The sequence below is a fragment of the Halomonas sp. H10-9-1 genome, assembly GCF_040147005.1.
In the GTDB taxonomy this organism is placed as follows: domain Bacteria; phylum Pseudomonadota; class Gammaproteobacteria; order Pseudomonadales; family Halomonadaceae; genus Halomonas.
Map to the genome: position 1 here is coordinate 634,209 of NZ_JAMSHO010000001.1, position 17,446 is coordinate 651,654.

The 17,446-nt window shown below is 69.4% G+C and carries 20 protein-coding genes; 14 read left to right on the forward strand and 6 right to left on the reverse strand.

Annotation, left to right across the window (positions count from 1 at the left end):
• Positions 1–12 precede the first annotated feature (12 nt).
• From NFH66_RS02950 to NFH66_RS02960, 3 genes are read left to right on the forward strand one after another with little or no spacing between them, the layout of a single operon-like run.
• Positions 13–453 carry an acyl-CoA thioesterase gene (locus tag NFH66_RS02950; RefSeq protein ID WP_349608240.1) on the forward strand — a complete coding sequence of 147 codons (441 nt, stop codon included), beginning with the start codon at positions 13–15 and terminating at the stop codon, positions 451–453.
• Complete coding sequence (locus tag NFH66_RS02955; RefSeq protein ID WP_349608242.1) at positions 453–1,322, forward strand: phosphoribulokinase; 870 nt, start codon at positions 453–455, stop codon at positions 1,320–1,322. The genes NFH66_RS02950 and NFH66_RS02955 overlap by 1 nt, the downstream gene beginning before the upstream one ends.
• Before the next feature lie 35 nt (positions 1,323–1,357).
• Positions 1,358–1,699 (forward strand): histidine triad nucleotide-binding protein, encoded by a 342-nt coding sequence (locus tag NFH66_RS02960; RefSeq protein WP_349608244.1) that lies wholly within the window; start codon positions 1,358–1,360, stop codon positions 1,697–1,699.
• Between the two features lie 122 nt (positions 1,700–1,821).
• Here NFH66_RS02960 and NFH66_RS02965 read toward each other — a convergent pair whose 3' ends face one another.
• From NFH66_RS02965 to NFH66_RS02975, 3 genes are all read right to left on the reverse strand, one after another.
• Positions 1,822–2,241 (reverse strand): OsmC family protein, encoded by a 420-nt coding sequence (locus tag NFH66_RS02965; RefSeq protein ID WP_349608246.1) that lies wholly within the window; start codon positions 2,239–2,241, stop codon positions 1,822–1,824.
• Positions 2,242–2,418: 177 nt separating this feature from the next.
• The gene (gene murU / locus NFH66_RS02970; RefSeq protein WP_349608248.1) at positions 2,419–3,087 is read right to left on the reverse strand and encodes an N-acetylmuramate alpha-1-phosphate uridylyltransferase MurU; all 669 of its coding nucleotides are present in this window, start codon (positions 3,085–3,087) and stop codon (positions 2,419–2,421) included.
• Positions 3,084–4,106 (reverse strand): aminoglycoside phosphotransferase family protein, encoded by a 1,023-nt coding sequence (locus tag NFH66_RS02975; RefSeq protein WP_349608250.1) that lies wholly within the window; start codon positions 4,104–4,106, stop codon positions 3,084–3,086. Before NFH66_RS02975 ends, murU begins: the two co-directional genes overlap by 4 nt.
• A gap of 141 nt (positions 4,107–4,247) precedes the next feature.
• Between NFH66_RS02975 and NFH66_RS02980 the strand changes: the two genes are divergently transcribed.
• The 8 genes from NFH66_RS02980 (at position 4,248) to NFH66_RS03015 (ending at position 12,238) form a co-directional block, all read left to right on the forward strand.
• Positions 4,248–6,689, forward strand: a complete 2,442-nt coding sequence (locus NFH66_RS02980; protein WP_349608251.1) for an LPS-assembly protein LptD — start codon at positions 4,248–4,250, stop codon at positions 6,687–6,689.
• Between the two features lie 44 nt (positions 6,690–6,733).
• Positions 6,734–7,390 carry a SurA N-terminal domain-containing protein gene (locus NFH66_RS02985; protein WP_349608253.1) on the forward strand — a complete coding sequence of 219 codons (657 nt, stop codon included), beginning with the start codon at positions 6,734–6,736 and terminating at the stop codon, positions 7,388–7,390.
• On the forward strand, positions 7,390–8,433 hold the full coding sequence (pdxA, locus tag NFH66_RS02990) for a 4-hydroxythreonine-4-phosphate dehydrogenase PdxA (RefSeq protein ID WP_349608255.1): 1,044 nt from the start codon (positions 7,390–7,392) through the stop codon (positions 8,431–8,433). Before NFH66_RS02985 ends, pdxA begins: the two co-directional genes overlap by 1 nt.
• 192 nt (positions 8,434–8,625) lie before the next feature.
• Positions 8,626–9,444 (forward strand): 16S rRNA (adenine(1518)-N(6)/adenine(1519)-N(6))-dimethyltransferase RsmA, encoded by an 819-nt coding sequence (gene rsmA / locus NFH66_RS02995; RefSeq protein WP_349608257.1) that lies wholly within the window; start codon positions 8,626–8,628, stop codon positions 9,442–9,444.
• Entirely contained in the window at positions 9,441–9,854 is a 414-nt protein-coding gene (gene apaG, locus NFH66_RS03000; protein WP_349608259.1) for a Co2+/Mg2+ efflux facilitator ApaG/CorD, read from the forward strand. Before rsmA ends, apaG begins: the two co-directional genes overlap by 4 nt.
• Before the next feature lie 41 nt (positions 9,855–9,895).
• The gene (locus NFH66_RS03005; RefSeq protein WP_349608261.1) at positions 9,896–10,717 is read left to right on the forward strand and encodes a symmetrical bis(5'-nucleosyl)-tetraphosphatase; all 822 of its coding nucleotides are present in this window, start codon (positions 9,896–9,898) and stop codon (positions 10,715–10,717) included.
• 61 nt (positions 10,718–10,778) lie between these two features.
• Positions 10,779–11,099, forward strand: coding sequence for a thiosulfate sulfurtransferase GlpE (gene glpE, locus NFH66_RS03010; RefSeq protein WP_349608263.1), 321 nt, complete (start codon positions 10,779–10,781; stop codon positions 11,097–11,099).
• A 2-nt stretch (positions 11,100–11,101) separates the two neighbouring features.
• Entirely contained in the window at positions 11,102–12,238 is a 1,137-nt protein-coding gene (locus NFH66_RS03015; RefSeq protein WP_349608265.1) for a tRNA nucleotidyltransferase/poly(A) polymerase-related protein, read from the forward strand.
• Between the two features lie 71 nt (positions 12,239–12,309).
• Here the strand turns inward: NFH66_RS03015 and folK are convergent, their stop codons facing one another.
• Complete coding sequence (folK, locus tag NFH66_RS03020) at positions 12,310–12,828, reverse strand: 2-amino-4-hydroxy-6-hydroxymethyldihydropteridine diphosphokinase (RefSeq protein WP_349608267.1); 519 nt, start codon at positions 12,826–12,828, stop codon at positions 12,310–12,312.
• Positions 12,828–13,193, reverse strand: coding sequence for a dihydroneopterin aldolase (gene folB, locus NFH66_RS03025; RefSeq protein WP_349608269.1), 366 nt, complete (start codon positions 13,191–13,193; stop codon positions 12,828–12,830). Before folB ends, folK begins: the two co-directional genes overlap by 1 nt.
• A 137-nt stretch (positions 13,194–13,330) precedes the next feature.
• Between folB and plsY the strand changes: the two genes are divergently transcribed.
• Positions 13,331–13,918 (forward strand): glycerol-3-phosphate 1-O-acyltransferase PlsY, encoded by a 588-nt coding sequence (gene plsY, locus NFH66_RS03030; RefSeq protein ID WP_502878628.1) that lies wholly within the window; start codon positions 13,331–13,333, stop codon positions 13,916–13,918.
• A 5-nt stretch (positions 13,919–13,923) separates the two neighbouring features.
• On the opposite strand, the gene tsaD is transcribed toward plsY, so the two are convergent.
• Complete coding sequence (gene tsaD / locus NFH66_RS03035) at positions 13,924–14,952, reverse strand: tRNA (adenosine(37)-N6)-threonylcarbamoyltransferase complex transferase subunit TsaD (RefSeq protein WP_349608271.1); 1,029 nt, start codon at positions 14,950–14,952, stop codon at positions 13,924–13,926.
• 261 nt (positions 14,953–15,213) lie between these two features.
• Between tsaD and rpsU the strand changes: the two genes are divergently transcribed.
• Positions 15,214–15,429: a 30S ribosomal protein S21 gene (gene rpsU / locus NFH66_RS03040; protein WP_016416934.1), complete on the forward strand. Its 216-nt coding sequence runs from the start codon at positions 15,214–15,216 to the stop codon at positions 15,427–15,429.
• Between the two features lie 153 nt (positions 15,430–15,582).
• The gene (dnaG, locus tag NFH66_RS03045) at positions 15,583–17,442 is read left to right on the forward strand and encodes a DNA primase (RefSeq protein ID WP_349608275.1); all 1,860 of its coding nucleotides are present in this window, start codon (positions 15,583–15,585) and stop codon (positions 17,440–17,442) included.
• The last annotated feature ends 4 nt before the right edge of the window (positions 17,443–17,446 follow it).

A 17,446-nucleotide genomic window follows, 5' to 3' on the forward strand; every position in this document is an offset into this window, starting at 1 on the left:
TGGGAGGCAAGCATGGAGCGTGTCAGGCTCGATTTTCCCGAGGCGGCCATCGTCCACCGTCAGCCGCTGACGGTACGCGTCACCGACATGAACTACGGTCGCCACCTGGGCCATGATGCCCTGGTGGCGCTGCTCCACGAGGCGCGCATCCAGGCCCTGGCCGCGCTGGGGCTCACCGAATGGGACCTGGGCGGCTATCCCAGCGTGGTGGCGGACCTCGCCGTGCAGTATCAGTCCGAGGCGCGCTGGCCCGATGCCCTGCTGGTGGAGACGGCGATCCCCGCCCCTCGTGGCAAGGCGCTCACCGTCTTTCAGCGGGTGTGTCACGCCGAGGGGGGGCGGCCGGTGGCCACGGCGCGCCTCAACCTGCTGCTGGTGGACCCCGCGACGGGCCGCCCGGTGACGATACCCGAGGCCGTGGCCGCGGCCATCGCCGGGACGGGAGGGTCCTGATGTCCCGTGAATACCCGATCATCGCCGTGACCGGCTCTTCGGGGGCCGGCACCACCACCGTCAGGCGCACCTTCGAGCGCATGTTCGCCAGGGAAGATGTGCATGCCGCCTTCGTCGACGGCGATGCCTTCCACCGCTATACCCGTGAAGAGCTGGCGCGAACCTTCCGCGAGGCATCCGACAAGGGGGAGCTGTCCCACTTCGCCGTGGAGGCCAACCTGCTCGAGGAGCTCGAGACGCTTTTCCAGGAGTATGGCGATGGCGGTGGTGGCACCTATCGCCAGTACATCCACGCCGAAGACAAGCAGATGATCGAGGCGGGGTACCAGATCGGCACCTTTACCGAGTGGCAGCCGCTACCCTACGGTACCGATCTGCTGTTCTACGAGGGACTGCACGGTGGCCTGGTCACCCCCGAGCACGACATCGCCCGTCACGTCGACCTGCTGGTGGGCGTGGCGCCGACCATGAACCTGGAATGGATCCAGAAGATCGATCGCGATACCAAGCTGCGTGGCTACTCCCAGGAGGCGGTGATCGACACCATCCTGGGGCGCATGGACGACTATGTGCGCTATATCCAGCCGCAGTTCTCGCGTACCCATATCAACTTCCAGCGGGTGCCCACGGTGGACACCTCCAACCCCTTCGAGGTGCAGGACATTCCCACCGATGCCGAGTCCTTCGCGGTGATTCGCTTCCGCGAACCGGCCACGGTGGACTTCCCCTACCTGCTGGCGATGATTCCGGATGCCTTCATGAGCCGTCCCCATACCCTGGTGGTGCCCGGGGCGCGGGTCTCCCTGGCCATGGAGCTGATCCTGGGGCCGCTGGTGCGTCACCTGCTGGCCCAGCGCCGATTCCGCTGAGCGCGACCAACCCGACGAGAGAGGAGGCTCGAGAGATGGAGTGCCTGTTCTGCAAGATCATCAACCGCGAGATTCCCGCCGAGATCGTCTTCGAGGATGACCAGGTGGTGGCCTTCGAGGACATCAATCCCCAGGCGCCGACCCACCTGCTGATCATTCCCCGGAAGCATATCGCCACCCTCAATGACCTCGAGGAGGGCGACCTGGCGCTGGCGGGACGCCTGCAGTTCACCGCCTCGCGCCTGGCGAAGGAGCGAGGCTTCGCCGAGGAGGGTTACCGGGTGGTGATGAACTGCAATGACCTTGGCGGCCAGACCGTCTATCATATTCACATGCACCTGATGGGCGGCCGACGCTTTACCTGGCCGGCTGGGTAGTCGGCGTTCCTGCGGGCAACCGCGCGATCTACGGTGTTCGGCGCATCAGGTGCATCCCGCTTACCGATAACAGGACGGCGCCACCCTCGGGTGGCGCCGTCCTGTCATGGGCCCGCTGCGGGTCAGCCCTCGACGATGGTGTAGGAGTGGGTCACCTCGACCCCGCCCTTGACCAGCATGATCGAGGCGCTGCAGTACTTCTCGGCAGAGAGCTCCACGGCGCGCGCGACCTGCTTTTCCTTGAGCCCCTTGCCGGTGACGGTGAAGTGGACATGGATCTTCGTGAACACGCTGGGGGTGGCATCGGCGCGCTCGGCCTCGATGCTCGCCACGCAGTCGCTGACGTCGGCGCGGGCCTTCTCGAGGATATTGAGGATATCGAAGGAGGTGCAGCCACCCATGCCCATGAGCAGCAGCTCCATGGGGCGGGGGCCGGTGTCGCGGCCGCCGTGGTCGGGCGGCCCGTCGATGACCACGCTATGGCCGCTTCCCGATTCGGCGACGAACTGGCGGCCGTCGGTCCATTTCACTGTGGCTTTCATGTCTCGAGTGTCCTTGTCGGTCGCTTGCAGAATAGCCGGGGCTGTCCCCGGCGCCCCTGGTTGTGGGCTTGTTGAAGCCGCGGTGAAAAATGACGATCAGCATAGCAGCTGCGCCGCGTTAGCTCAGCCTCACCCGCGCGGCGCAGATCCGCTCGAGGCTATTCCGGCGCCTCTCGCTCAGCATCGAGTCAACTCCACGTCGAGCGCACGGAGTCTCTCCGGCGTGCCCACGTCGACCCAGCGGCCGCGGTAGTGGTGGCCGGCCACGCGCCCCTCGGCCATGGCGCGGCGCAGCAGCGGCGCCAGGGCGAAGGCGCCCTGGGGCTCGGCCGCCACCAGCGCCGGGTCGAGCAGGCCGATGCCGGCGTAGGTGAGGCGTGGCTCGCCCCCGGCGTGGAGCCGGCCGGCGGCGTCGAGGTGGAAGTCGCCCGCCGGGTGGTGGTCGGGGTTGTCCACCAGCACCAGCCGTGCCAGGTCGCCGTCGCTGAGCGCGGGCAGGGTGGCCGGGTCGAGATCGCACCAGACGTCGCCGTTGACCAGCAGGAAGGGGGCGGCACCGAGCAGCGGCAGCGCCTGGCGGATGCCGCCGCCGGTCTCCAACGGCGTCGCCTCGCGGCTCCAGGCGATGCTCACGCCGTGGCCCGCGCCATCGCCCAGCGCCGCGATGATCTGCTCGGCACGGTAACTGACATTGATCACGACCTCGGTGATGCCCGCCGCGCGCAGGCGCCCCAGGTGGTGGACGATCAGCGGCCGGCCACCCACCGGAAGCAGCGGCTTGGGGCAGTGGTCGGTGAGCGGACGCATGCGGGTGCCGAGCCCCGCGGCGAGGATCATCGCCTTCATGGCATGCCCTCCAGGCGTGCCAGCAGGGTGGGACGGAAGGCGTCGGCCAGCCAGGCCTTGAAGCCCTCATGCCCCGCCACGCCGCCCAGGCTGTCCTCGAGGTGGGCGAGGAAGTGGGGCAGCCGCTCGAGATAGCCCGCCTTGTGGTCGCGCAGGGTCAGGCGGCAGAAGATGCCCAGCACTTTGAGCGAGCGCTGGGCGGCCATGGCGTTGGCCTGGGCCAGGAAGGCGGCGGCGCTGGTGCTCGAGGGCAGGCGCCCGTCGGCCACGGCACGGTGTCGGAAGGCCTCGACCCAGGCGGCGAAGCGTGCGGCATCGAAGCGGCAGTAGCGGCCGCGCAGCAGCGAGACCAGGTCGTAGCCGATGGGGCCTGCCACCGCGTCCTGGAAATCGATCAGCACCAGCGCATCGCCTCGCACCATCAGGTTCATGGCGTCGAAGTCACGGTGCACCGTGACCATCGGCTGGGCCAGCGCCTGTTCCACCAGGGACTGGCGCAGCGCCGCCCACCCTGGCGGCGTCGCCAGGCCCAGCCATTCGCCCAGGCACCATTCGGGAAAGAGCTCCAGTTCACGCTCGAGCAGGGCGGCATCGAAGCGCGGCAGCGGCTCGGGGTTGGCGCGGTTCTGCAGGTCGTGAAGCAGCGCGAAGGCATGCTCGTGCCAGGCCAGCATCTCGCCTTCATCGCCGAAGCGACACTGCAGGGGGGTGTCCCCGAGATCCTCCAGTTCGAGGAATCCCAGCTCCAGGTCGACCGCGTGAAGGTGCGGTACCGGCAGGCCGGCGGCCTCCCAGCGGCGGGCGATGGCCACGAAGGGCTGGCTGTCCTCCTGCTCGGGTGGGGCATCCATCAGGATGCGGGTGGTGCCGCCGGGCAGGGTCAGGCGATAGTAGCGGCGGAAGCTGGCGTCGCCGGCGGCCAGGCGCAGGTCGAGGGTGGCGGGCGTCAGGGCGTGGCGCTCGGCAGCCCAGCGGGCGAGCCGTTCGCGGCGCGAGGCGTCGAGGGCGGCGTCGGTCATGAGGTGGCTCCTGGGTCGGGGTGTCCGGTTGACGGTCGTAGGCGGGCGCCGCATGCTGGGCGCTGCGCCGCCACCGCCGGCAGGACAGGCCGACGGCGGCCTGTATAATAGCGTTTCACCTCGCCAAGGACATCGACCAACATGGGCAAGCGACTCTCATGGAAGGCCCTTGCAGGCCTGGTGGCCACGGGTCTTTGCGGCGGCCCGCTGCTGGCGGCCCCGCCGGAGCCCCTGCCTGCCGAGCAACTCGACTTCCGCCCCTGGGGCAGCGAGAACCCGGGGGCTTCCTTGTGCCGCGGCGTCTATGTGATGCCCGACTACCGCCTGCCCCGCCCCGAGCCCGGCAAGGTGGCCAGCGAGTCGGCAAGCGCCAGCTACGGCGAGGATGGCGGGACCCTGCTGCGCGGCGAGGTCGTGTTGCGCCGCGACAACGCCCAGCTCGAGACCCCCCAGGTGCGGGTGCCGCCCAGCCGGGAGCGCGCCTTCGCCGAGGGCCCCCTGACGCTGCGCGACCAGGGGTTGCTGGTGCGTGGCAGTGCCGGCGAACTCTCGCTGGTGAACGACGCCGCCAGTGTCGACGAGGCGCACTACGTTATCCACGACCGCCATCTGCGCGGCGATGCCCAGCGCCTGGCGCGCCTGGAGGACGGCCGCTATCGGTTCTCTGCGGCGAGCTTCACCACCTGCGATCCCGGCGACAACCTGTGGCGCCTGGTGGGGGGCGATGTGGTGCTGGATCGCGAAAGCGGGTTCGGCACCGCCCGCCATGCCCGGCTGGAGGTGAAGGATGTGCCGGTCTTCTACTGGCCCTGGGTGCGCTTTCCCATCGATGACCGTCGCCATACCGGCTTCCTGTGGCCGGCGGTGGGCTTCTCCACCGACTCCCTGGACTACGCCCAGCCCTTCTACTGGAACATCGCCCCGGACCAGGATGCCACCATCACGCCGCGCTGGATCAGCGATCGTGGCCTGCTGCTGGGTGGGCAGTACCGTTACCTGTTCGCCGAGTCGGCCGGGCAGATCGAGGGCGCCTGGCTGGACAGCGACGATGGCGGTGACAGTGACAACCCCAACGATGCGGCGCGTCGCTTCGAGGGCGAGGAGCGCTGGTATCTCGACTACCGCCACGCCGGCACCCTGAGTCCGCGCAGCCGCTACCAGCTGCGCTATGGCGCGGCCAGCGACGGCCGCTACTTCGACGACTTCGGCAGCGACTTCGCCGAGCAGAACACCACGGCCATGGAGCGCCTGGCCCAGATCGACTACCGCGGCGACACCTGGCGCCTTGATGCTCGGGCCCAGGGGTTCCAGAAGCTCGACGACCCGCTACAGGAGCTGGACAAGCCCTTCTATCGCCTGCCCAGCTTGACTGCGGCGGCGCGCTGGAACCAGCAGAGCGGCTTCTACCAGCAGTGGCAGAGTAACTACAGCTACTTCTGGCGCGACATCGACGAGGCAGCGTTACCGAATACCGAGCGTTTTGATCGTGAATCGGCCACCGGCTCGCGGCTGCATCTTGCGCCGGCCGTGGGCTGGCGCTTCGACGAGAGCTGGGGTCACCTGGAGCCGCGCCTGGAGTGGCTCGGCACTGCCTACGCGCTGGACTACGGCGAGCGCGACACCGACCGCGACACCTCGTTGACCCGCAGCGTGCCGGTTACCTCCGTGGACGCCGGCCTGGTGTTCGAGCGCGAGCTCGACCTGGGAGGACGGGGTTACCGCCAGACCCTTGAGCCCCGCGCCAACTACGCCTATGTGCCGGCCCGGGACCAGAGCGACTTCCCCGACTTCGACACCAGCGAGCGCGCCTTCTCCTGGAACCAGTTGTGGTCGCCGCACCGCTTCTCGGGCAGCGACCGGGTCGGCGACCTCAATCGCCTCTCCCTGGGTCTCGAGTCGCGGCTGCTGGATGACGACAGCGGCCGCCAGCGGCTCTCCCTGGGGCTGGGCCAGGCGCTCTACTTCGAGGACCGCAGCATCGATATGGATGGCAACCCCGACGAGTTGCCGACCAACGGCGCGGATTACTATCGCGCCACCCGCGATCGCTCGCCGCTGGTCGCCAACGCCGACTGGCAGCTCACCGAGAGCTGGCGCACCCGCTGGCAGTGGCTGTATGACGACGACCTGGAGCGTACCGAGCGCGCCGGGGTCGACCTGCAGTACCGCTCGCCGAAAGGGCACGCGTTGAACCTCGGCTACCGCTGGGAGCTCGAAGGGTTCGATCCCTCGCTGGATCAGTTCGACGACGACTTTCGCAACTATGATCGCGAGGAGTACGACGCCTCCTTCGCCTGGAAGGCCGGCCGGCGCGTCGACCTGATCGGTCGCCTGCTCTACGACAACACTAACGACCGCGCCCTGGAGCAGCTCGCCGGGGTGCAGTGGAACGACTGCTGCTACGGCGTGCAGCTGGTGTGGCGCGAGTGGATCGACGACAACGACACCGGCATCCTGGCCGATGACTTCACCGATCGCGGGGTCTTCCTGCGTTTCGTGTTCAAGGGCCTCGGCGGCGTGGGCCGCGGGGCCGACAGCTACTTCGAGGAGGCCATCCCCGGCTACCGCAGTACCGCCTTCTGAGCCGGATGGCCCGTTAGAGAGAAATGATGAAAGGACAGCACAGCATGCGCAGTCGCCGCACCCCCTTCCTGGCCGCCGGCCTGGCCATGGCCTTGGGCCTCACCGCCGTGCCGGTCGGCGCCCAGGCCCAGGAGTTTCCGTCCACCCAGCGCCAGTCGCTGGACCGTATCGTGGCGGTGGTCAACGAGGGGGCGATCATGCAGAGCCAGCTCGAGGATCGCCTCGCCCAGGTGCGCAGCCAGATGGGTGCCCAGCAGCAGGAGCTGCCCCCCGCCGGGACCCTGCGCGAGCAGGTCCTGGAGCAGATGATCCTCGAGGAGATCCAGTGGCAGATGGCGGATGAGGCCGGACTTACGGTGGATGACACCGACCTCAACCGCCAGGTGCGTGGCATCGCCGAGCGCAACGGCATGAGCCTGGAGCAGTTCGCCGATACCCTGGAGGCCGACGGCCTGACGCTGGCCGGCGTACGCGAGGAGATCCGCCGCGAGCTGACCCTGCGCCAGCTGCAGCAGCGTCGCGTGGGCAGCCGGGTCAATCTCTCCGAGCGGGAGGTGGAACGCTTCATGGAGCAGGAAGGCGTCGGCCGCGAGCAGGCCCAGCAGGCCCTCTTCCAGCGCAAGGCCAACGAGGAGCTCGGCGCCTGGTTGCAGGAGATCCGCTCCCAGGCCTTCGTCGACAACCGCCTCGACGAGCGCTGATGACGACCCTCGCCGCGCCGGTCCTGGCGCTGACCAGCGGTGAGCCCGCGGGCATCGGGCCCGAACTCGTGCTGATGCTGGCCGCCGAGGGCGTGGCCGGCACCCGCCCGGTGGCGGTGGGTGACCCCGGCCTGCTCGCCGAGCGCGCCGCCGCCCTCGGCCTGGCGGTGGAGTTGGTCGAGCTCGCCCCGGGCGAGGCGGTGCCAGCGGCGCGCCTCGGTCGGCTGCCGGTATGGCCGGTGGCACTGCGTGCCCCGGTGCGCCCCGGCGTGCTCGAGGTTGCCAATGCCGACTATGTGCTCGAGACCCTGGACGTGGCGATCCGCGGCTGTCGCACGGGCCAGGCCGCGGGCATGGTCACCGCGCCGCTGCACAAGGGCGTGATTCTTGATGCGGGCCACGCCGGGTTCACCGGCCATACCGAGTACTTGCGCGACGCCTGCGGCGTCGAGGAGGTGGTGATGATGCTCGCCACCGATGCCGCCCTGCACGCCGATCGGCCCAACGGGACAGGGAGCGCTGCCTTGCGGGTGGCGCTGGCCACCACCCACTTGCCGCTGCGTGAGGTCGCCGGGGCCATCACCCGCGAAGGCCTGGCGCGGGTGCTGCGCCTTCTCGATGCCGAGTTGACCCGCTGGTTCGGCCTGGCCGCGCCGCGCATTGCCGTCTGCGGCCTCAATCCCCATGCCGGCGAGGGGGGCCACCTGGGGCGCGAGGAGATCGAGGTGATCGAGCCGACCCTGGAGGCGTTGCGCGCCGAGGGGCTGCGCCTCGACGGCCCGCTGCCCGCCGACACCCTGTTTACCCCGCGCCATCTTCAGGGGGTCGATGCGGTGCTGGCCATGTATCATGACCAGGGCCTGCCGGTACTCAAGTATGCCGGCTTCGGTCGCGCGGCCAATATCACCCTGGGCCTGCCACTGGTGCGCACCTCGGTGGACCACGGTACCGCCCTGGAGCTGGCCGGCACGGGCCGCGCCGATCCGGGTAGCCTGCGGGTCGCCGTGGCGCTGGCCGCGGAGATGGCCGGCCGCGGTGCGTGAAGCTGAACGCAAGCGAGTGTCGCCCGAGGGGCGCCGGGGATAGGCCGTAGCGGAGGTCCGATTCCAGGGAAGGAATCGGTAGCGTACAGGGAGGTATTCACAGCGCCTCCGCGAAGGGCCTGTCGCCGGATCAGCTCCGAGACAGCGGCACTGCGATATTTGGACTATTTAGTGATAGAAGGACACCCCTGAATGGCATCTCGCCCCCCGGTTCATCAGGCCCGCAAGCGCTTCGGCCAGAACTTCCTGCGCGACCGCGGCATCATCTCGCGTATCGTGCGGGCCATCGGGCCGCGCCCCGGCGAGCGGATCGTCGAGATCGGTCCCGGCCAGGGGGCGCTCACCGAGCCGCTGCTGGAGGCCGCCGGCGGTCGCCTGGAGGTGATCGAGCTCGACCGCGACCTGATTCCCGGGCTGCGCGTGCAGTTCTTCAACTATCCCGATTTCGTCATCCACGAGGGCGACGCCCTCAAGGTCGACTTCTGCGCCCTGCGTGGCGAGGGGGAGCCGCTGCGTGTCGTCGGCAACCTGCCCTACAACATCTCCACCCCGCTGATCGCCCACCTGCTCCAGGCCGGCGCTGCCATCGCCGACATGCACTTCATGCTGCAGAAGGAAGTGGTGGAGCGCCTGGCCGCCGAGCCGGGCGGCGCCGACTGGGGACGCCTCTCGGTGATGGCCCAGTACCGCTGCCGGGTCGAGTCACTGTTCGTGGTGCCGCCCGAGGCCTTCGTGCCGCGCCCCAAGGTGGATTCCGCCATTGTGCGCCTCACGCCGCATGCCGTGCTGCCCCACCCGGCTCGCGACGAGGCGCTGCTGGCGGCGATTGTCAAGGAGGCCTTCGGCCAGCGTCGCAAGACCCTGCGCAACAACCTCAAGGCGCGCATCTCCGCCGCGGCGCTGGAGGCGCTGGACATCGACCCCGGCCGGCGCCCCCAGACACTCTCAGTGGCGGAGTTCGTGCGTATCGCCGATCACCTGGCCCAGGCGACAGGGGAGGCCAGCCCATGAGCGATCGAGCCGCCAGCGGCGATGCCCCCATGGATGAGGCGCGAGGCGTGAGTGTCGAGGTTCAGCCGGAGTTTCGTGCCGACGAGTCAGCCCCCGGCGAGGGGCGCTACGTGTTCAGCTACACGGTGACGGTGCAGAACGCCTCGCGCCACAGCGTCCAGTTGATGGCCCGCCACTGGACCATCACCCAGGGCAGCGGCAAGGTCCAGGACGTGCGCGGCAAGGGGGTGGTGGGGCAGCAGCCGGTGATCGGCCCCGGCCAGCACTTCCGCTACACCAGCCGGGCGATCCTCGATGGGCCGGTGGGGGTGATGCAGGGCGACTACACCTGCGTGGATACCGCCACCCAGCGCCCCTTCGAGGTGCCCATCGCCCCCTTTCGCCTGGCCTGCCCCAACCAGGTCCACTGAATTCACGGCACTCGAGCCCCAAACGAATACCGGGAGAGCCCATGACCACCTATGCCATCGGCGACCTCCAGGGCTGCCATGCCGAGTTCGTCGAACTGCTCGAGACCCTGGGCTTCGACCCGCGCCGTGACCGGTTGTGGCTGGCTGGTGACCTGGTCAATCGCGGCCCAGGGTCGCTGGCCTGCCTGCGCGAGGCCGAGGCCCTGGGTGATGCCGCCCTGGCGGTGCTCGGCAACCATGACCTGCACCTGCTGGCGGTGGCCCGGGGCGGCGCCACGCTCAAGTCCAAGGATACCCTGGACGCTATCCTCGCCGCCCCGGATCGCGAGCGGCTGCTCGACTGGCTGCAGTCGCGCCCGCTGCTGTTGCGCGAGACGCTGGAGAAGCAGGAGACCCTGATGACCCACGCCGGCCTGCTGCCCCAGTGGTCGCCCGGCCGGGCCGCAGCGCTGGCCGCGGAGGTGGCGGAGGTGCTGGGGGGTGACGCTGCCGGGGCCTTCCTCGAGCGCATGTATGGCAACGCGCCGGACCAGTGGCGCGATGACCTCGATGGCATCGACCGCCTGCGCGCCATCGTCAACGTCCTTACCCGCATGCGCTTCATCGATGCCGAGGGACGCCTGGACTTCGCCGCCAAGGAGGGCCTCGACAGCGCCCCGGCGGGCTTCGCCCCCTGGTTTCGCTATCCCCGCGGCGACGACGCCCGGCTCGTCTTCGGCCACTGGGCGGCCTTGCGCGGCGAGACCCCCGGCAGTCGCGTCAACGCCTGTGCGCTGGATACTGGCTGCGTGTGGGGAGGCTCCCTGACGGCCCTGGACCTGGCGAGCGGCGAGCGTATCAGCGTACCCAGCCGGCGGCGTTGAACGCGGCTATCCTTCACACTCTCACCCCTTCTCACTCTCACCCCCGACACGAGGCGCCTCCATGAGCTTCCAGCATCTCGATAGTGCCACCCTCACGACCTGGCTCGACGAGGGCCGCGATGCGGCGCTGGTGGATATCCGCGACGCCCTGAGCTTCGCCCGTGGCCACATTCCCGGCAGCCAGCGGCTCGACAACGACACGGTGGACGACTTTGTCGAGACGACCCCCGTCGAGCGCCCGGTGGTGGTGGTCTGCTACCACGGCCACTCCAGCCAGCAGGCCGCCGCCTGGCTGGCCGGCCAGGGCTTCGCGGCCGTCTATAGCCTCGATGGCGGCTTCACCGACTGGCAACTGCGCCACCCCAACCGGGTAGAGGCCTGAGCATGGCTCGCGATGCCGCCGTCGAGGGGCTCGCCGTCTACCGGGTGGGAGGGGCGGTGCGTGATGCCCGCCTCGGCTGGCCGGTCACCGACACCGACTGGGTGGTGGTGGGGGCCTCCCCGGAGGCGCTGCGCCGCCGGGGCTTCCGTCCCGTGGGGCGTGACTTCCCGGTCTTCCTGCACCCCGAGACCCACGAGGAGTACGCCCTGGCGCGCACCGAGCGCAAGGCGGGCCATGGCTATACCGATTTCGTGGTGCATGCCAGCCCCGAGGTGACCCTGGAGGAGGACCTGGCACGCCGCGACCTGACCATCAACGCCATGGCCGAGACCCCGCAGGGCGAGCTGGTGGATCCCTTCGGTGGCCTCGCGGACCTGGAGGCGAGGGTGTTGCGGCATGTGTCGCCGGCCTTCATCGAGGACCCCCTCCGGGTGCTGCGTACCGCACGCTTCCTGGCCCGCTACGCGGGGCTGGGCTTCACCATCGCCGAGACAACCCGGGCGCTGATGCGCGAGCTGGTGGAGAGCGGTGAGATCGCCCACCTGGTGGCCGAGCGGGTCTGGGTCGAGACCGAGAAGGCCCTGGCCGAGCCCTGGCCCGAGGTCTACTTCCAGGCGCTCGACGACTGTGGCGCCCTGGCGGTGCTGATGCCGGCGCTGGCCGCCGACCGGGAGGCGCTGGACGAGGCGCTGGGGCGGCTGCATCGGCTGCCCGAGGAGGGGGAGGGCGAGGCCCTGGCCCATTGGCGCTGGGCGCGGTTGGTAGAGCACCTGGACGAGGCGGCACGGCTCGAGCTGGCCGAGTGCCTGCGCCAGCCCAAGGCCTACCTCGAGCTGGCTTGTCGGGTGGCGAAGACTCGGGCGCTGGTCGCGCAGGCGCGCCACGCGCCCCCGGAGGGGGCGCGGCTGCTGGCCTGGCTGGACGCTATCGATGCCTGGCGGCGCAGCGAGCGGGTGATGCCGCTGATCAGTCTGGTGAGCCTGGAGATGCCGGCGCTGGCCGAGGAGCTGGCCGTGGCCTGGCGGCTTGCCGCTCAGGTCTTGCCGGCGTCATTGGTGGAGGAGGGGTTCAAGGGGCGCGAGCTGGGCGAGGAGCTCGCCCGGCGCCGCCGCGAGGCGATCGATGCCGCCTTGAGGTAGAGGACAGGCCTGTCGCCGGGAAAGCCTGGAGCGGTGCTTCCCTCTGCGGTCGCCCTGGGATATGGGGCGGGTCAGTCGGGGTGTGAGATCGCGTGCCCGGCCCAAGTGAAGGCCACCGGCCACAGGCGCTGGTCGCCCGGCTCGAAGCGGCGCCACAGGCTCGCGTAGGTCTCGCCGCTCACCGGGTGGCGCGCCGCGGGTAGCAACTCGGCCAGTGGCTGGAGTACGAAGGCGTGGTGGGTGATCTCGCCGCGTGGCAGGCTGACGCCATCGTGCTCGCCGCTGAGCTCGCCTACGGTCAGCAGGTCGACATCCAGGGTGCGGGGGCTGAACTTGTGACTGCCCTCGCTGCGCCCGTTGGCGAACTCGAGGCGCTTGCACCAGGCCTGCAACTCACCCACCGAGGCGTCGCTCTCGAAGGCCGCCACCAGGTTGTAGAAGTTGCGTCCATCCTCGAAGCCCACCGGCTCGCTCTCGAATACCCGCGAGACCCGCAACCCCTCGAAGGATGCCGCCAAGGCATCCAGGCAGACGCGCACATGGTGCTCCCGCTCGATATTGCTGCCGATGCTGACCGTGACCAGGGCCATCACACTGCTCCCGGGCGGGAGCCGCGCTCGATGCGTACGCCCACCGCGGCCGCGGCCGACACGGCTCCCGGCTTGCGCACTGTCAGGCGTAGCCAGGGGATGCCGAACTCCTCGCGCAGCACCTCGGCCAGGCGCTCGGCGAAGGTCTCCACCAGGGCAACGTCATGCTCGGTGGCGAAGGCCTGGATGCGCGCGCTGATCGCCGCATAGTCGAGGGTGCGAGCGATGTCGTCATGCTCCGCTGCGGGGCGGATATCGGTGGCCAGTTCCAGGTCGAGCACCAGACGTTGGGTGATGGTGCGCTCCCAGTCATAGACCCCGATGACGGTGTCGACGGCGAGAGACTCGATCAGCACTAGATCCATGGCGGAGTTCCGGGCGGCTCTATGGTGAAGGTGGCGCAGATTGTACGCGAGCGGCGCGGCACCGAATACCTTGGCGGCTGGGCAGTTCGTGGCGGGGCTGTCAGAATGGCCGGGTTCTCGTCGCAGGAGGGGCAGTCGTGGAGGCGCCACTGATTACGCTGCTGCCGCTGGCGTTGTTGGGTTACCTCAGCGGCAGTTGGCTCGGCGCGCTTACCGTCTGCCGGTTGGCCGGGGTGGGTGACCCGCGCCTGGCGGGCTCCTTCAATCCGGGGTTTTCCAATGTGTTGCGCCTGCACGGGCGTCGACTGGCGCTGGCGACCCTGCTGGTGGATGCCGCCAAGGGGATGCCGGCGCTGCTGCTGGCCCAGCTGGCGGGGTTGCCGCCCTGGGCCCAGGGGGTGGTGGGCCTGGCGGTGCTGCTGGGTCACAGCTATCCGGCATGGCACCGTTTCCGCGGCGGCAAGGCCGTGGCCAGTGCCTTCGGTGTGATGCTGGTGCTGACCCCAGGGGTGGCCCTGTTGTGTGCCGCGCTCTGGTCCCTGCTCGCCTGGCGGGTGCGCACCGCCGCGGTGGCTTCGCTGGCCAGTGCCGCCGTCGCCCCGCTGGCCAGCCTATGGCTGGCGCCGGACTACGTCGTCGTGGTGATCGCCTTCACCGTACTGGTGCTGGTGCGTCATGTGCTCAATATCCAGCGCCTCGGCCGGGGCGACGAGCCGCCCCTCTAGGCGGCTTACGGCCTGCTCAAGGTATCCATCGGCCAGCGTGGCACCGCCCGCATCGCGCCGGTCTCGTCGCGTTCGCCGGCCAGCAGCCGGCTTGCCCCCACATAGGCGATCATCGCTCCGTTGTCGGTGCAGAAGCGCCCGCGAGGATAGTAGGCCCGGGCAGCGCGCTTCTCGCACTCCCGCTCCAGGCGCTCGCGTAGCCGTGTATTGGCGCTGACGCCGCCGGCCACCACCAGTCGCTTGAGCCCGGTCTGGTCCAGGGCGCGGCGGCACTTGATCACCAGGGTGTCGACCACCGCCTCCTCGAAGGCGCGGGCCACGTCGGCGCGGGCCTGCTCATCGAGCGCACCGGCCGCCTCGAGCTGGCGAATGGTGGTAAGGGTGTGCGTCTTGAGTCCCGAGAAGCTGAAGTCGAGCCCCGGGCGGTCGGTCATCGGGCGCGGAAAGCGGAAGCGCTGTGGATCGCCATGCTCGGCCAGGCGCGCCACCTGGGGGCCACCGGGGTAGTCGAGTCCCAGCATCTTGGCGGCCTTGTCGAAGGCTTCGCCGGCGGCGTCGTCCACCGATTCGCCGAGCAGGGTGTAGTCGCCCAGCTCGCGTACCTCGACCAGTTGGGTGTGGCCACCGGAGACCAGCAGGGCCACGAAGGGGAACGCGGGGCGATCCTCCTCCAGCATGGGCGCCAGTAGGTGCCCCTCCATATGGTGGACGCCGAGCACCGGGATGCCCAGCGCCCGGGCCATGCCGTGGGCGGTAGCGGCCCCCACCATCAACGCGCCCACCAGGCCGGGGCCGGCGGTGTAGGCGATGGCATCGAGATCCGAGCGGACCAGGCCCGCGGCATCCAGCACCTGCTCGACCAGCGGCAGCAGCCGGCGGGTGTGGTCGCGGGAGGCCAGTTCGGGCACCACGCCGCCGTATTCGGCGTGCATGGCGACCTGGCTGTAGAGGGCGTCGGCCAGCAGGCCGCGCTCGGTGTCGAAGAGGGCGACGCCGGTTTCGTCGCAGGAGGTCTCGATGCCCAGTACGCGCATGGTGTCGGCTCGGTGTCTCGGAAAAGGCCGCCATTCTACGTGGAATGGGCGCGGAAAGCATTTGCATAGGCCGGGCGTGAGGTCTAGACTATCGTGCGCTGCAAGACTGGGTCGTGCACCCAGGTGGCGAAATTCTGCGAACGATGCCCCGATTTCCGGCACGCTCAGGGCGTTCCGGGCGGCTGTTCGTCGCGAAACGTGCCACCCGCAGGGGTGTGCGTACTAACCGAACTCTAGTTACCTAAGGTAGGTGAGTGCTTAATGCCTTCTGTCAAAGTACGAGATAACGAGCCGTTTGACGTCGCGCTGCGTCGCTTCAAGCGTTCCTGTGAAAAAGCCGGTGTTCTCTCCGAGGTGCGTCGTCGCGAGCACTATGAGAAGCCGACTGCGGAGCGCAAGCGCAAGGCGGCGGCTGCCGTCAAGCGTCACGCCAAGAAGCTCCAGCGTGAGCGCAAGCGCTTCGAACGGCTCTATTGATCCGTACTGGAGACGTCGGGGCCCCGGGCCCGGGCGGTCTCAGGAGGACGCCAAGCGGCCGCCATCCGGTGGCCGCTTGTTTTTTCCGGGTCGGTGGCGACTGCCGTCGGCCCAGGGTGATCACACCGCAGTCGTCGAGGTGATCCGACTTCAATGGCCGGACAGATTCCCCAGCGTTTCATCGATGAGCTGCTTGCCCGCGTCGACGTGGTCGAGGTGGTGGGTGAGCGAGTCCAGCTCAAGAAGGCAGGGCGCAACTACTCGGGCCTGTGCCCGTTCCATCAGGAGAAGACGCCGTCGTTCACCGTGAGTGCCGACAAGCAGTTCTACCACTGCTTCGGCTGCGGCGCCCACGGCAGCGCCCTGCGTTTCCTGATGGAGTATGACAAGTTGCGCTTTCCCGAGGCGGTGGAGCAGCTGGCCGGCCGCCTGGGAATGGAGGTGCCCCGCGAGGGCGCCGACGACCCGCGTGCCCAGGCCCGGGAGCGCAAGCGCAAGGAGGGCGTGAACCTCCTCGAGCTCTCGGCGAGCTTCTTCCGCGAGCGGCTGAAGATGCCCGAGGGGCAGGGGGCCCGGGAGTACCTGGAGCGTCGCGGCCTGGCGTCGGAGGTGATCGAGACCTTCGGTGTCGGCTACGCCCCGGACGCCTGGGAGAGCCTCAAGCGGCATCTCGGTGAGCGCGGCATCGGCGAGGCGGTGCAAGTGGAATACGGCCTGCTGGTGCATCGCGAGGAGAGTGGGCGCACCTATGACCGCTTCCGCGACCGGGTGATGTTCCCGATTCGCGATATCAAGGGGCGCACCATTGGCTTCGGCGGCCGGGTGCTGGGCGATGCCAAGCCCAAGTACCTCAACTCGCCGGAGACTCCGGTGTTCCACAAGGGGCGCGAGCTCTACGGCCTCTATGAGGCGCGCCAGGCCGATCACCGCCTGGAGCGGGTGGTGATCGTCGAGGGCTACATGGATGTGGTGGCCTTGGCCCAGTTCGGCATCCGCAATGCGGTCGCCACCCTGGGCACCTCCACCAGCGAGGAGCATCTCGGTCGACTGTTCCGGCTGGTCAACGAGGTGGTGTTCTGCTTCGACGGTGACCGTGCCGGCCGCCAGGCTGCGACTCGGGCGCTGGAGACGGTGCTGCCGCTGATGATCGACGGGCGCCAGGCGCGTTTCCTGTTCCTGCCCGAGGGGGAGGATCCGGATACCCTGGTGCGGCGCGAGGGCAGCGAGGCCTTCCAGGACCGCATCACCTGCGCCAGCCCGTTGTCGGAGTTCCTCTTCGACCAGGCGGCGGCAGGCCGCGACCTGGCGCGCATCGAGGAGCGTGAGCGCTACGCCAGCCAGGTGCTGAAGGCGGTCGGGCGCTTGCCGGACGGGGTGCTTCGGTCGCTGATGCTGAGCGAGTTGTCGCGGCGTACCGGTGTCGAGGCGGCGAGTTTCTCGGCCCTGTTGGCAAGGGATGCTGGCGTCGCGGGACGAGAGGCGCGCGACGCCCGGCAGGAGTCACCCTCCATGGATGGGCTGGAGGGCGGCGTGTCGGAGGCGCCCTCGCCCCGGGGCGAGGGTGCTGCCGTGCAGGCGCGCCGCACCGGCGGGGCCTTGAGCCTTGCGTCGCGCACCCTGCAACTGTTGCTGCACGAGCCGGCGCTGGTGGCGCGGTTACCCGAGGAGGACGACTGGTGCCCGGAGGAGGACCCCGATGGCGTGCTGTGTCGTGAGGTGATTCGCCTGCTGAGGGCAGGCGGCTACCGTAGCCCCCAGGTACTGCTGGCGCACTTCCATGGCAGCCCGGAGGGTGAGCGCCTGGCGGCACTGGCGCGGCGTGAGCTGCTGATTCCGAAGTCGGCGCGGGGCGACGAGCTGGAGGGGCTGGTGAGTCACTTCCGGCGGCATCGCCAGCGGCGCTCGCCCCAGGAAGAGTTCGACGCACTGCTGGCCAGGGAGAAGGCGGGGGAGCGGCTGTCGCGGGAGGAGAAGCAGCGGCTGATGGTGCTGATCACCGAACTGCACCGCTGACCGG

Excerpts from the sequence above, each read along its gene's own strand:
- NFH66_RS02950 (WP_349608240.1), top strand. The coding sequence starts at position 13 with ATGGAGCGTGTCAGGCTCGATTTTCCCGAGGCGGCCATCGTCCACCGT.
- NFH66_RS02955 (WP_349608242.1), top strand. The coding sequence starts at position 453 with ATGTCCCGTGAATACCCGATCATCGCCGTGACCGGCTCTTCGGGGGCC.
- NFH66_RS02960 (WP_349608244.1), top strand. The coding sequence starts at position 1,358 with ATGGAGTGCCTGTTCTGCAAGATCATCAACCGCGAGATTCCCGCCGAG.
- NFH66_RS02965 (WP_349608246.1), bottom strand. The coding sequence starts at position 2,241 with ATGAAAGCCACAGTGAAATGGACCGACGGCCGCCAGTTCGTCGCCGAA.
- murU (WP_349608248.1), bottom strand. The coding sequence starts at position 3,087 with ATGAAGGCGATGATCCTCGCCGCGGGGCTCGGCACCCGCATGCGTCCG.
- NFH66_RS02975 (WP_349608250.1), bottom strand. The coding sequence starts at position 4,106 with ATGACCGACGCCGCCCTCGACGCCTCGCGCCGCGAACGGCTCGCCCGC.
- NFH66_RS02980 (WP_349608251.1), top strand. The coding sequence starts at position 4,248 with ATGGGCAAGCGACTCTCATGGAAGGCCCTTGCAGGCCTGGTGGCCACG.
- NFH66_RS02985 (WP_349608253.1), top strand. The coding sequence starts at position 6,734 with ATGCGCAGTCGCCGCACCCCCTTCCTGGCCGCCGGCCTGGCCATGGCC.
- pdxA (WP_349608255.1), top strand. The coding sequence starts at position 7,390 with ATGACGACCCTCGCCGCGCCGGTCCTGGCGCTGACCAGCGGTGAGCCC.
- rsmA (WP_349608257.1), top strand. The coding sequence starts at position 8,626 with ATGGCATCTCGCCCCCCGGTTCATCAGGCCCGCAAGCGCTTCGGCCAG.
- apaG (WP_349608259.1), top strand. The coding sequence starts at position 9,441 with ATGAGCGATCGAGCCGCCAGCGGCGATGCCCCCATGGATGAGGCGCGA.
- NFH66_RS03005 (WP_349608261.1), top strand. The coding sequence starts at position 9,896 with ATGACCACCTATGCCATCGGCGACCTCCAGGGCTGCCATGCCGAGTTC.
- glpE (WP_349608263.1), top strand. The coding sequence starts at position 10,779 with ATGAGCTTCCAGCATCTCGATAGTGCCACCCTCACGACCTGGCTCGAC.
- NFH66_RS03015 (WP_349608265.1), top strand. The coding sequence starts at position 11,102 with ATGGCTCGCGATGCCGCCGTCGAGGGGCTCGCCGTCTACCGGGTGGGA.
- folK (WP_349608267.1), bottom strand. The coding sequence starts at position 12,828 with ATGGCCCTGGTCACGGTCAGCATCGGCAGCAATATCGAGCGGGAGCAC.
- folB (WP_349608269.1), bottom strand. The coding sequence starts at position 13,193 with ATGGATCTAGTGCTGATCGAGTCTCTCGCCGTCGACACCGTCATCGGG.
- tsaD (WP_349608271.1), bottom strand. The coding sequence starts at position 14,952 with ATGCGCGTACTGGGCATCGAGACCTCCTGCGACGAAACCGGCGTCGCC.
- rpsU (WP_016416934.1), top strand. The coding sequence starts at position 15,214 with ATGCCTTCTGTCAAAGTACGAGATAACGAGCCGTTTGACGTCGCGCTG.
- dnaG (WP_349608275.1), top strand. The coding sequence starts at position 15,583 with ATGGCCGGACAGATTCCCCAGCGTTTCATCGATGAGCTGCTTGCCCGC.